The organism is Deltaproteobacteria bacterium (genome assembly GCA_016874735.1).
In the GTDB taxonomy this organism is placed as follows: Bacteria; Bdellovibrionota_B; Oligoflexia; order Oligoflexales; family CAIYRB01; genus CAIYRB01.
Genome location: VGTI01000009.1, coordinates 1 through 13,009, shown reverse-complemented (window position 1 = coordinate 13,009; position 13,009 = coordinate 1). Strand labels below are relative to the sequence as shown.

8 protein-coding genes are annotated in these 13,009 nt (G+C 52.7%); 4 read left to right on the top strand and 4 right to left on the bottom strand.

What is annotated here, in order from left to right:
• Positions 1-31 precede the first annotated feature (31 nt).
• Both FJ146_06775 and FJ146_06770 read left to right on the top strand, forming a co-directional pair.
• Positions 32-1,276 (top strand): TolC family protein, encoded by a 1,245-nt coding sequence (locus tag FJ146_06775; GenBank protein MBM4251656.1) that lies wholly within the window; start codon positions 32-34, stop codon positions 1,274-1,276.
• A gap of 164 nt (positions 1,277-1,440) precedes the next feature.
• Positions 1,441-1,674: a hypothetical protein gene (locus FJ146_06770; protein ID MBM4251655.1), complete on the top strand. Its 234-nt coding sequence runs from the start codon at positions 1,441-1,443 to the stop codon at positions 1,672-1,674.
• 66 nt (positions 1,675-1,740) lie between these two features.
• On the opposite strand, the gene FJ146_06765 is transcribed toward FJ146_06770, so the two are convergent.
• The 3 genes from FJ146_06765 to FJ146_06755 form a co-directional block, all read right to left on the bottom strand.
• Positions 1,741-2,442, bottom strand: coding sequence for an FMN-dependent NADH-azoreductase (locus tag FJ146_06765; GenBank protein MBM4251654.1), 702 nt, complete (start codon positions 2,440-2,442; stop codon positions 1,741-1,743).
• A 128-nt stretch (positions 2,443-2,570) separates the two neighbouring features.
• Positions 2,571-6,113, bottom strand: coding sequence for a LamG domain-containing protein (locus FJ146_06760; GenBank protein ID MBM4251653.1), 3,543 nt, complete (start codon positions 6,111-6,113; stop codon positions 2,571-2,573).
• A 130-nt stretch (positions 6,114-6,243) separates the two neighbouring features.
• A complete protein-coding gene (locus tag FJ146_06755; protein ID MBM4251652.1) occupies positions 6,244-7,671 on the bottom strand; it encodes a hypothetical protein in 1,428 nt (475 codons plus the stop codon).
• A 103-nt stretch (positions 7,672-7,774) separates the two neighbouring features.
• On the opposite strand from FJ146_06755, the gene FJ146_06750 reads away from it, so the two are divergent.
• Both FJ146_06750 and FJ146_06745 read left to right on the top strand, forming a co-directional pair.
• Positions 7,775-8,074, top strand: a complete 300-nt coding sequence (locus FJ146_06750; protein MBM4251651.1) for a hypothetical protein — start codon at positions 7,775-7,777, stop codon at positions 8,072-8,074.
• Positions 8,071-8,331, top strand: coding sequence for a hypothetical protein (locus FJ146_06745; GenBank protein MBM4251650.1), 261 nt, complete (start codon positions 8,071-8,073; stop codon positions 8,329-8,331). The genes FJ146_06750 and FJ146_06745 overlap by 4 nt, the downstream gene beginning before the upstream one ends.
• A gap of 219 nt (positions 8,332-8,550) precedes the next feature.
• Here FJ146_06745 and FJ146_06740 read toward each other — a convergent pair.
• The coding region (locus tag FJ146_06740; protein MBM4251649.1) for a tail fiber domain-containing protein at positions 8,551-13,009 on the bottom strand (4,459 nt) is incomplete at its 5' end.

The following is a 13,009-nucleotide window of genomic DNA, read 5'->3' as shown; positions in this document are numbered from 1 at the left end:
CTTATTTTACTGATTGATCGCAAAGCAAGCTATGATTTTCAAATTATCATTACCAATATTGCTGATCTTTGCCGCAAACGCACCAGCGTATGCAGAAATCATCACATTTAATGATCTTCCTGCTTTAGTCCAAGCGAATAACCGCCTCATCAAAGCAGCAAGTAGCAACTTAGTGGCGTTCAAAGAGCGAACACCTTTTCTCACACAGTCTTTTCTACCGAACTTCACGGCGAGTACCGGCCGTCAGGTAGGCGAAAAGAGCTCTACTACTGACTTCGCGGCTGGTCAGTCATACCGCTTGGAGGCAAGTCTCAATTTATACAATGGCGGCAGGGACCAGCTTGAAGAACAGGTGCGCGAAGACGCGCATGAAGTCGCGCACGCCGAGCTCACTAGAGAGTCAGCTCTACAGTTGCTAGCAGCGCGACGTTATTTCTGGCAAATCGTTGGGCTCAAATCCTTGATGGATCTCTACGACGAGGCTATTTCTGCAACGCAAAAATATGGGATAGCTGCCAAACGACGCATCGACCACGGAATTGCAACACAGTCCGATCTTATCCAGTTTGAGCTACACGGTGACACCCTTCTGCAGGACCGCAAGCGCCTAATGCTCGAACTAGACATAGCCAAAAGTCAGCTAGCCGTACTCATTGGCTCCCAGGACCATGTCGGCCTCGACGTCAACGGCACCCTCACCCATCCCTCTCATGCCCCAGTTGACCTATCGGAAAGCCATCTCGCGACGAATCCCGACATCCACGTTTTTAAAGGGCGGATAGACTCCCTGCGACATCAGGCCACGCAGCTAAGCAGTTCGATCCATCCACAATTCGATCTCTTTTCTGACTACGGTCAACCCACATACGTCGGGAGTGGCGGCAACAATCAGAGAGAGTGGCTCCTTGGCTTGCGCCTTAGGTTCGATCTGGCTGACGCACTGACTGATCGCCGCGAGAGTAAAGCTAGACTTGCCCAGGCCTACGCCACGGAACTTAGACTAGAGGATCACAAAGCCAAGCTCACGGCCTTTGTTCATGAGTTAAAGTCAGAACTACCTCTCAGACACGAGCTACTGCACGACGCTGCCAAAAATCAGGAGCGTTCCGAAGCGCTTTTGAAGCTTGTAGCCGATGAGTATAACCGGGGCATCCGTAATGCGGCCGAGTTACTTTCGGCTGCTGAGCAACGCCTGGGAGCTCGTCGGCGCCTGATCGAGCAAACGCGAGACTTTTACCTAACCGAGGCTCAGCTGACGTCTCTGAGTGGGACCTGAGCAAGCCGCCTCCGCATGGGACATTTTTTGCATAACCTAGGGGTGTGGCGCCCACCGCGCCACAGAAGCCGCGCCGCTCAGTCAATCGCCAGCAAAACTAGCGGCAAATATCTAACAAGTGTCAAATATTTTGACACCCACCGCCCCCAGTGAAGGAGTTCCCCATGAGTGACAAGATCATCAGCATTAACACCGAAGCGCTCAAGGACAAGGCCACGAGTTTAGCTAAAAGCGCCGCCTCAGCTACCCGCGAGCGGATAAGCTCGGCTACTAGCCTCATCTCGGAAAAAACCAAAGACGCTAGAGAAAAAGCCTTGGACAAAGTCCTGAGTCGCGGCATCGCCATCTCCGAGAAGCAACTCAAGGCCCTTAAGCAAGCTAAGTCTAAACTTAGCTAATGTAGCTTAAACAAAAAAGAGACCGTCGACTGGCCGACGGTCTTCTTTTTTTGTGAGTCAGGTGATTCAGTTAAGAACGGTGGACGTCTCAACTAGAGGCTGCTGGCTACTACTCCCCGGCAAACTCAACTCTGGTTGCCAGATCTCAGCCAAGACCTGAGCGGCTTCCGCCTTGGCAGCTAGAACACGACTGCCGTCAAAAGGAGGTATGGCCGTACCACCAAGGCTAATGGTGTTAATTTGGTCGATACCGATGAACCTGAAGATGTCTTCTAGGTACCTGCTCCCATGATTGAGCAAAAGGCCTGGGCCGTCATTGTAGAACCCACCACTCGACTGCACGATGACCAGCTTCTTCCCTGTTCCGGCCAATAGCCCAACAGGTCCCGCTGCGGTGTAGCGAAAGGTTTTACCTGGCACGACGATGTTATCGACGTAGGCCTTAAGCAGCGGTGGTACGCCGAAGTTCCAGAGCGGCAGGCTGACGATATAGCGATCGTACTGCAAAAATTTATCAACCTCGGCGCCCACTTTAGCGAGTGATGCCGACTCTTCCACCGTGAGCGCTGCCTGCTGTTGCATCTTACGCAGTGCACTCAAGTAAGTAGCGTCTAGAATAAAGGGGGTATCGTTGTAAAGATCACGGACGTCAACGGTGACGTCCTCTTGTTTCTTTTGCAGCTCGGCTAGCATGAATTCAGCTACTTGCCGACTCGATGATTGGTCTGCAGGGTTAGGACTGCCGACGATATAAAGCACTTTGGTCATGGGACACCTCCTCAAGGTTCCCAGGGACCTAGCACACTCGGAGCAGGGGCTGCAAGCTGGGCGGTATTACGATGTTACGGCTTGAACGAAGCCAGATAACATGCTAATTTTACGACGGATATCGACCTTCAATCGGGCGTCTGCTGGGAGCTTGGCACAGGAAATGTCGATCCTAGCGGCACGACCTGGCTGAGACGCAGATGATCTATCACCCCGTTAAAATATCCATACGGAGAGCGACCGTCAGCTCCGATCCGCAGTGGTGCGGCCGTCGCGTTGATACGCGCTGTGCCAACTACCCCAACCGTTTGGCTACCAACAAGCTGGCCGTTGACGTAAAACTTCACGTTACCAGCATCCCAAGTCATGGCCACGTGATGGAAGTTTGCGCCTGTGAGAAAATCAAATGAAGTGGTTGCTAATTTCTCCGTCAACGACGTACTGCCACTTGGCGCAACCGTAAAACACAGCCTGAGATTTTGTGATGGATTCGAGGTTCTCTTCAAACTAAAACGCCATCCATAATTACCGCTCGGATCCCCGTTTTTTGATGCGATCACATAATGGTAGTTCTTCGCCGGAACTGTGCTTAGTTTAACAAAGGCATCAATTGCCATTTTAGCAGCAAATAAGTCCTGGGATTGATTGTCGGGTGCGACTAGATGCTGTGATGCACTAGCAGTAAATTGCGCACCGTAGCCAAACTTACCAAGTACATTAAAGGTAGGAGTTGCCGTTCCCGATTGGGATGCATCATTATGCTCCGATCCTGGGAAGAGCGAGCTATCAAGGCCGATAGGACTCCCGGAATCAAAGTTATAAAAGGCTACCGTTTTGTAAGAGGCTTGGTTCCAAGTGACTGAGCCAGGAGTCCCGACGTTGCCAGCTAAATCTGTGCTGCGGACGTAAACGGTACGGGTGCCATTTTGCGTAGTAGTATAGCTAAAAGGAGACGTACAGGTTTGATAGGCAGCTCCGTCCAGACTGCACTGACTGGTCGCTCCCGCTTCACTCGTGAATGAGACCGTGGCCGTTGCATTGAGGTTAGGGTTAGCGGTCACAAGACTCACCGCGGTCGCTGGAGCTTGAGTATCGCGAGTCCAGTTCACACTCACCGGGCTCGAGTAGTAACCATTACGCTCCTGACTTACATCAAGTGCATAGGGACCATCGATGGTCTTACGTACGATAAACGCATAGGATCCATTCGAGCCACAGGCCTGAGTCAAGGAGCCTGCCGGAGCGCTAATCTCGCTACCCAGCACCTGCCCCCCTAGGACGACGTTGACCCCGGGAGTGCAACCACCGGCAATAGTGAGCTCCGAAGTTGCCGTAAGCACGTTTGCCGTGCTCGGTGCCGTGACAGTCGGGGGTGGCGGCAGCGACGTATCGACCAGCCACGTAAACGCCGATCCTGTCGATGTGTTCATGGCCCGGTCTTTTTGCTTCAGGACGTAACTGTAGGTGCCACTCGTCGTGGCCGTGAGGTTCAGCTGGTAGGCACCAGCAACGCAAGTTGTTGGTGTCGCCGAAGATCCTTCAACATACACCTGTGTACCCGTCTCACAGGCACCCACAATTGTCAGTTGTCCACCACCGTTGGTGAATGGATTTTGGCTAGGACTGGTAATAGTGACAATCGCTGGCACGAGTCTATCGACTGTCCAGTCTACCGATACGGAGGATGAATCCCCTCGGGTGGGAGGATCCGCAGAATCTGCCTGCATCAAGTTAAGTACATAGTGGCCGTCGCTAGACTTGCTGACGGTGAAGCTAAACGTAGAGGTTTGACAAGTCTGTGTCAGCGCACCACTCGGCGAAGTGACTTCACTTGCCGTAATGTCACCGGAGAGATTCACAATGAAACCATTCGTGCAGCTCCCGGACACAACCAAGGTATTGGATGATGTCCAGATCGGACTTAAGTTCGGGGATGACAGCACCGGCGTCGGCAGCATCGTCGTATCTTTAGTCCAGGTGACGGCGCTTGCGGCTGATTGGTTGCCAGCACGATCGGATTGAGTCAGCGTGATAGTGTAGGATCCGTCTGTGGACTGCGGGATTGACGCCGCAAATTCGCCAGCGTCTGTGCATGCACCCGATCCAGTGTTAGCGCCACTCCAAGTACCACTCGATGTACCACTCCAGTTGACTGTACTACCGCGCTCGCACTGCACCACTAAAGCAAGTGCGGCGTCACCGGAGCTAACCGCCGCCCCAGCCGGCGTCACCACGCTTGGCGCCAAGGGAGGGATATTGTCAATGATCCAGGTCAGAGCCACGGGCGCGGAAACCGAAGATGTACTCGGATCAGATTGACTTACTTGGAGATCATAAACGCCATCCAGCGACTTGCTCAGCGCGAAACTGTAACTGCCGGACACACACGTTCGGCTCAGGGCCTGCGAAGGATCACTAACCTCTGATGCCGTGACGGCTCCACTAAGAGTCACGGTCGCGTTGGACATACAGCTGCCACTAATCATCAGACTACGAGTCCGGCTATAGAACATGCTGCTCGCCGGACTCTGTATTGCTGGCGGTGACATCACCGATGCACTGCGCACCCACTGGAAGCTCGTCGCAGCAGATAGATTTCCAGCGGCATCAGTCTGACTTAGCGTGTAGTTGTAGGTTCCATCACTGGCTTTTGTGGAATTGAAACTAAACTGCCCGGCACTACAACTAATTGCCATGCTGTCGGCCCCAGAGAGATTCACTTGAGCACCTGGTTCACAAGCGCCCCCCAAGCTGAGACTTGAAGCGCTATCGTAAAATGGCGACTGGCTAGGCTGACTGACGACGGGAGGACTGGGCGGCGCCGTGTCGCGGATCCATGTCACCTGGACGCCAGTCGAGTCCAGCTGCGTTTGCGGGTCGCGCTGCATAACAGAGACTGTGTAGGCACTATCGGTCGTCTTACTGAAACTAAAGCTAAAAACTCCGGCGACGCAGTTGGCGACATTGTTCCCAGCCGTTGGTGCGCTGACGTCCTGAGCGCCTACATGCCCACCGATAACGACTTGCAGGCCGTTATCGCAGGTTCCTGCTAAAGTAAACGCGTTAGTGTTTGAAGACGACGTGCTGGTCCCGGGTTGAGTAATGACCGGCGGATTGGGCGGCGACGCTGGTGAGGACACCGGTGGCGTTACTTGCCCACCAGGCGCGGCTATGGTCCACGAGAAATCAACAGGTAATGAAAAAGGCACCACACCCAGGAGTCCCTGCGCAAATTGCAACCTGAACGTGCCTGCGGCGCTTTTATTGATCTCAAATGCAAAGGCATCCGCAACGCATGGCTGGTAGAGCGCACCAGAGCTCGGCCACTGAACCTCGCTATTACTGACGTCCCCGGTTAAAACCACGTCCAGCCCGCTGACACACGATCCCTCAAACCTGAGAGGCTGTAGGCCGGTGGTCACGCTAGTTCCCTGGGGCGCAAGGATGGCTATCGATGGTGTCGCTGGGAGGTCCCCGCTACCAAAAGATCCCCCACCGCTGCCACCACCACCCGCGTAAATTTCGGTTCCCGAGTCCCTATTGGATTGATCAGACTCTTCGGTGTTGCCCTTGTCTTTTTTACAGGCACCGACCAATAGCCCTGCGGTCAGAGCCATAGTGCCCAGGTCATTCCATAGGTTGTACCTTAGGTACCCGTGCAAGTTCGCCATGGTTTACCCCTGATTGTCTGAAGATATGGTCGGCAAACCGCGATAAAACTTGAGAATTCGATTAAAAACCAGTTATATCAGGTTGTTACGCGTTCTTAATGAGCGGCTAAAAAAGGCCGTAGTCTAGGTTTTACGGAATATGGAACAAGGTGCAGCGGTACGGCTGACCGTCGTAGCCGTCCCAACTGTGCATGATATTAATGTTAGTCGACGTGTAACTTATAAAGTGGTTGTTAACTTCCCAGCCGAATACAACATAGCCGATGCCATTTTGGTAAATCGAGCACGAGACGGATACGATTTTTTGCCAATCAACTCCGTGCGCAAATGTGGTTGAATTGGTTCCTGAAGTGCCTGTAAATACTTTCCACTTTATACCTGCATCACCAGTGGAAATGTAGCCATTGACATGCAACGCTTGCTGCGGAGATGCGGTGCCTATTCCGACGTAGCCAGAATTTGTTATCAACATTTTTGTATCTGCATACGAATTGGTCGCAAAACCGATCGCATCTGAGGACAAAAGCTCAAGGCGTCCAATCCAACGGCTTATGTATCCCGTCGAACCGTCGATGCCGTTATCTAATTTGATTTGAGCTTGTTGGCCAGCAACACTACCACCGATATGTAATGAGGATCCTGGACTTGTTGTTCCAATTCCGACGTTGCCGGTTGTGTCAAATACTGCGCGACCGATGCCTGCAGTGGCGTCGTGTATAATGAGCTTGCCAGACCAGCTTTTGATATCCCATCTTCGCAAAGCACCGCCGGAACCATCGCCTTCAACTACGGAAAATCCTGGATTTCCACCTGGTGAGCTCAGTCCAAGCACAGATCCATTAGGGGTTCCTGCCGGAGTGAAAAAAGAGTTGCCCGTGATTACTAGTCCAGCTGATCCTCGGATTGCGCCACCCACTACATCTAGTAACGATCCTGGAGATGTGGTCCCAATCCCGACGTTGCCGACGGAACTCGTGCCGTTATGTGCAAGAATCACGTTGCCGTTTGAAGCTGCCGATCCTGTGCCAGGGCCGCCATAAGCATAAACGTTGCCACCACTGTTTGCTGCGGTGACACCGTAGCCGGTGCCTCCGGTAAGGTATAGCGATCCACCGTTTTGCCCATTTACACCGCTCTGCTGAGCTGTACCCGATCTGATGGTTAGACTGTTGCCAGCTGTGTTGCTCGTAGTAGTTGCGACACTAATCGTTCGATTAGCGCCTTGTGACATCATGATGTTACCGGTCACTTCGAGTGTGCTTGCCGGCGCCGTCGTCCCAATCCCGACGTTGCCGGATGTGTCGATACGCATGCGCTCGATCTGGGTGGATCCAGTGCCGAAGATCAGTGGGAATGCCTTACCAGTACCGTTCTTCGACGATGAAATGAATGCGAAGTCGCTCGTTCCGAGGCCGCTTACATTAGAGCCAGCACGATCGATGCCCAGTAAGAGATATCCAGCGTTGCTCTGGTCCGGTCCATCGTATGCAACAAACCCAGCGGTGCCGTTGGCAGAGTTTGTATTCGCTTGAATCAACGTTCGAGCTGGGCCGACCACTTGCAGAGCCCGGCTCGGACTCGTGGTCCCAATCCCGACGTTGCCGCCAAGTGTTGTCTATTTAGGTTAGCTTGGTATATACTTGGTATATAAGGGGGAATAGATGCTAATCGATGCGAGCAAAGCGGTTAAGGACAAGCTCCGGAACACTCATGACGTTGATTGGACCGAAGTCGAGGAAGCATTCTTTACATCCGCGCCTCCTTATCTGCTGGATATGCGTCCGCAGCATAAGACGAAGCCACCGACCCAATACTTCATCGCCGAGACTTTTGATGAAAGGTTGCTCAAGGTTTGCTTCACAATTAAAGATGGAACAATCTGGGTCAAATCAGCCTTTGATCCCGAAGAAGCCGACATCATTAGATTCCTAAAGGATGGGGGAAAGATCGGATGCCTGTGAAAAAGAAGAAAGATGATCAAGCCATTGAAATTATCGCCGAGTGGAAGGCATCCAGGCCAGACCTAAAGGAAAAGGCTAAGCGAGTGCGCAAGCAACGAAATCATCAAAAAGGCATTTATATCAAATTTCCCGAGGACCTCCTGGAGAAGATTCAGGAACTCGCACAGCAAAAGCACATCGGCTATCAAACTTATTTAAAGTTTATAATCAGTGAACACATTGAGCGACTTGAGAAAAAATCAGCAAGACGATCATGAAAGAGTATCGTTGCAATCACGCTGCTCTTTTTGACATACTGCCGCTTACCTTGGACAGCCGTCTTAATTATGGATAAGAACACATACTGCCGCTTACCTTGGACAGCCGTCTTAATTGTGGATAAGAACACCTAGAGCAACGACTTGATGTAGTACACGAAACTACGGCCAAGATTAGTCGTCCCTATCATCAGCCCCAACCTTTTCCGCAACTCCGCCTCAGCGACACATCGGCGCATCGGGGAATTGGCTGCATAGGAACGCCTTAAGCTGTGCGGATTCGGCTTCAGCATTCTCAGCTCGACGTTGAAGGTCTGCGATTTGCGCATCTTTTATTGCTGAAAGTGTAACTATTGCTTCAAACCTTAGATCAATTTTATTTTTCAGATCTTTTATCGCTTCAATCAGAATCGGAATGATTTCTGTATATTTTACTCCCAAGATGCCTTCATGCTCCGATACTGCCTCAGGTAAGACCCTTTGGACGTCCTGAGCTATGACTCCGACCCGGCGCGGGTCAGTGTCGGCATCAGTTTTGTATTGGTAAGTAAGCCCACGGAGCTGTAAAGTTTTTTCCAGCGCATCAGAAATGGGTGAGAAATTCTTTTTGAGCCTGATATCAGAGGTTGAGGACCATGTGTTGCCGCCGTTGCCCAACCACACACCAACATTATTTTGATTGTAAACTAATAAGGAGTTGCCTGAGTTTGGGCCAATCTGCCAATAGGCTCCCGCCGTGCTGGCGTTATTTCTCAATCGCAATGGTATCGTGGAGTCTTGGACTTCTAGAGCAGCAGTAGGTGAGGTTGTCCCAATCCCGACGTTGCCAGCCACAACTAACCCATTCGATGGCGCCGAAGTAGCAGCGCTGTAACCAATAGCAGCTCCCCCGTTTACTTGGAGCTTGGATCCTGGTGACGTGGTAGCGATGCCGACGTTGCCAGCCACAACTAACCCATTCGATGGCGCCGAAGTAGCAGCGCTGTAACCAATAGCAGCTCCCCCGTTTACTTGGAGCTTGGATCCTGGTGACGTGGTAGCGATGCCGACGTTGCTCCCAAAATAATTCCTGGCATCGGTATCTGCCTGGTATACGGCATAGTAATTGCCTACGGAACCACCACCATAAGCACCTGATAGATAAAGCGCATAGCTAGTGTTGATCGTCCCGCCTTGATGATAGGGGACGACTCGTATCCCCGCCGCCACATTCGTGGTGCCTGTGGTTAAGGTCGTGTGTCCGTAGATTGCATTAACTCCATAAAGGGAACTCAGGGATCCGGCATCCGAGGCAGAGGTGCGCCTCGCCTGCGGGTAGAGGCTAATCACCGTACCGGTCGATGATGCTCCACTTGCCACAATCGGCGCCACGGCTGTTGTTAAGTTATAGGCACTGAAGTTTCCTGAGTTATTGACGTAAAGGTTGGTGTTGAAATTTCCTGATTCGTTGGCCCCCGCGTCAGTTGCCGTCGACTGAGACTGTAACATGGCGTTCGGATTGTGAGTGCCAATGCCCACTGCTCCGGCGCTGGTGAATCTGACTTTTTCGTCCCATCCTGCCAATTGGGCACCCGTTGCGGTTCCCAAAGCCAGATACCCCGAATAACTGAGGTTGGCACCAGTGCTATTGGTAGCCAGACCTGCTATCTGGCCGCTCGCTCCACGATCGACAAAAATTTCCGGGTAGTTTGAAGCCTTATAAATGTGCAAAGGAGCTGAAGGCGATGTGGTGCCAATCCCGACGTTGCCGTTGGAATCGATCCTCATTCTCTCGGTGCCTGAGTTGGTGCTCGTTGTCGCACCAGTGAAGAATCTCAGCGAGGTTATCGCATTGACCTGTGTGGATCCGCCGCCAATATTCAAAATATTGTCCGTACTCGTAGAGTCACCTATAAGCACGCCAATAGGGGTATTTGCAATGCTATAACTCGGCATGGCAGCCCGAAAATATTTTCGTGATGCATCGGTCCTTGTATTAGAATTCTGATCCGAGCCGATCAAAAGAGCGTAGCCCCCAGTATCCGGATTCGTGACATCAAGTTTCGCGACCGGCGCCGTCGTCCCAATCCCGACGTTGCCAGCCACAACTAACCCATTCGATGGCGCCGAAGTAGCAGCGCTGTAACCAATAGCAGCTCCCCCGTTTACTTGGAGCTTGGATCCTGGTGACGTGGTAGCGATGCCGACATTTCCACTAAAATATCCATTACCACCGGATATTGGCCCAGTGACGCTAATGACTGACGCACCATTAATCGTCGCAGCTGATATGATCGGCGATGCTAGGGTCTTGTTACTCAGCGTCTCCACTGCATTCTGAGTTACTACGACTCCACTCGACGGAAAAGTAGCTGATGAAACGACTCCAGTGCCACCGACAGAGGTCGGGAGCACGCCAGTCACAGCCGCCGCCTGCGATAAATCAATAGCTCCAAATGTTGGCGTACCACCGCCACTCGGCACGACTAAGCTTTGGTACGCAGCTCCCGCTGCGGTGGATAAAAGATTCCCGCCGCTATTACCGATGAGGACGCCGTTATTGGTGAAGCTAGACGCTCCGGTACCACCATTGCCCACAGGCACAATACCAGAACCGATAATCGACGCTGGAAGTGACGGAATATCAGCAAGCGCGAGCGCACCACCGTAATAGATACGACCCTTCGCATCAGTAGCGACCTTGGTGTAAGTTCCAGAGGCAACGCCAGTCGCTGTTAGTGTGGGATTTGGAAAGTTACCCGTTAAGTCGCCACTAGCAGCACCAGTCGGTGCTAGTCCCGAAGCCCAAGATAAAGCTCCGGAGCCATTAGTAACCAAAGCCTGACCGCTAGACCCGTCACTCGCTGGTAAGGTCCACGAGGTTGAGGCAGCTAAAGTGTCGGGTGCTCTCAACGCTACAAAGTTAGTCGTACCCTTATCGTGCATCACCAGTTTGTTGCCTGTAACACCGTTACCACTGATCGTAACATCGCCATTAAACTGGCCGGAAGCCGCAGTTACAGTGCCAGTCGTGTTAACCACCGTCGAGCCGGTGATAAGCGACGCACCACTCATAGTCCCTGCATTGACGATGGGCGAAGCCAAAGTCTTATTACTCAATGTCTCCATTGCACTTTGTGTCACCACCACACCAGTGGCTGGAAACGTCGCCGTCGAGCTTACACCCGTGCCACCCGCTGATGCTGGGAGTACACCAGTCACAGCCGCTGCTTGCGATAAGTTGATCGCTCCAAACGACGGCGTCCCACCACCACTCGATACGACTAAGCTCTGGTACGCAGCACCCGCAGCCGTGGACAAAAGATTACCGCTGCTATTGCCCAATACGACGCCGTTATTGGTAAAGCTAGAGGCTCCGGTACCACCGTTACTCACAGGCACGATACCAGAGCCGATAATCGACGCGGGAAGTGAGGGAATATCGGCAACCGCGAGTGCGCCACCGGAGTATACGCGCCCCTTCGCATCAGTCGCGATTTTAGTGTAAGTCCCAGCTGCTACGCCAGTCGCGGTCAGGGTGGGATTTGGGAAATTTCCAGTCAAGTCTCCACCAGCAACGCCTGTTGGTGCGAGACCCGAAGCCCAAGATAAAGCTCCGGAGCCATTGGTGATCAATGCCTGACCGCTAGTCCCATCAGTCGCTGGTAAGGTCCAGGAGGTCGAGGATGCTAATGTATCCGGAGCTCTCAACGCTACAAAGTTAGTCGTACCATTATCGTGCATCACCAGCTTGTTGCCAGTGACACCGTTGCCACTAATCGTGACATCACCATTAAATTGGCCGGCAGCCGCAGTTACAGTGCCAGTCGTGTTAACCACCGTAGAGCCGGTGATAAGCGATGCACCACTCATAGTACCTGCATTCACAACGGGCGAGGCCAAAGTTTTATTACTCAATGTCTCTGATGCACTTTGCGTCACCACCACACCAGAGGTCGGGAATGTTGCCGTCGAGCTAATCCCAATACCACCGGCCGTAGTCGATAGCACTCCAGTCACAGCCGCCGCCTGCGATAAATCAATAGCTCCAAATGAGGGCACGCCGCCCCCACTCGGGACGACTAAGCTCTGGTGGGCAGCTCCCGCAGCAGTGGACAAAAGATTGCCACTGCTATTCCCAAGTACCACACCGTTATTAGTGAAACTTGAAGCCCCTGTACCACCGTTACTGACTGGCAGGACACCACTGGTGATACTCGATGCTGGTAGCGGCGGGATGTCACTGACTGAGAGTGTCGCGCCTAAGTAAACGCGGCCTTTTGCATCCGTCACCACCTTCGTGTACGTCCCAGCTGCCACACCTGTGTTGGATAGAGTGGCCGCTGCACTGCCAGGACCTGCAGCCGTGACGTCGCCGGTGAGTCCGCTTAAATAACTGCCTGCTGCCTGCTTGCCACTAAATGCCTGGTAATCCGTGTTAGAGATCAGACCAGCTGTCACCGTGGCACCAGCCGATGCCAGAGGGATACTCAGCGTATGGATATTCGCGGTTGAGTTAATTGCCGGTGCTGTACCGCTACTTGTGACCGTAAAGGTCTGGCTGTTACCCGTCTGGCCGTTGAGACTGGAGAGACCTGAGCCTGATACACCTAGGGATCGTGACTGCGTGCCGTCCCAGAATTTAATTTGATTAGAGCTGGAGTTGTACCAGGTCTTACCCACGTCGGGGGAGCCGGTG

Excerpts from the sequence above, each read along its gene's own strand:
- FJ146_06775 (MBM4251656.1), top strand. The coding sequence starts at position 32 with ATGATTTTCAAATTATCATTACCAATATTGCTGATCTTTGCCGCAAAC.
- FJ146_06770 (MBM4251655.1), top strand. The coding sequence starts at position 1,441 with ATGAGTGACAAGATCATCAGCATTAACACCGAAGCGCTCAAGGACAAG.
- FJ146_06765 (MBM4251654.1), bottom strand. The coding sequence starts at position 2,442 with ATGACCAAAGTGCTTTATATCGTCGGCAGTCCTAACCCTGCAGACCAA.
- FJ146_06760 (MBM4251653.1), bottom strand. The coding sequence starts at position 6,113 with ATGGCGAACTTGCACGGGTACCTAAGGTACAACCTATGGAATGACCTG.
- FJ146_06750 (MBM4251651.1), top strand. The coding sequence starts at position 7,775 with ATGCTAATCGATGCGAGCAAAGCGGTTAAGGACAAGCTCCGGAACACT.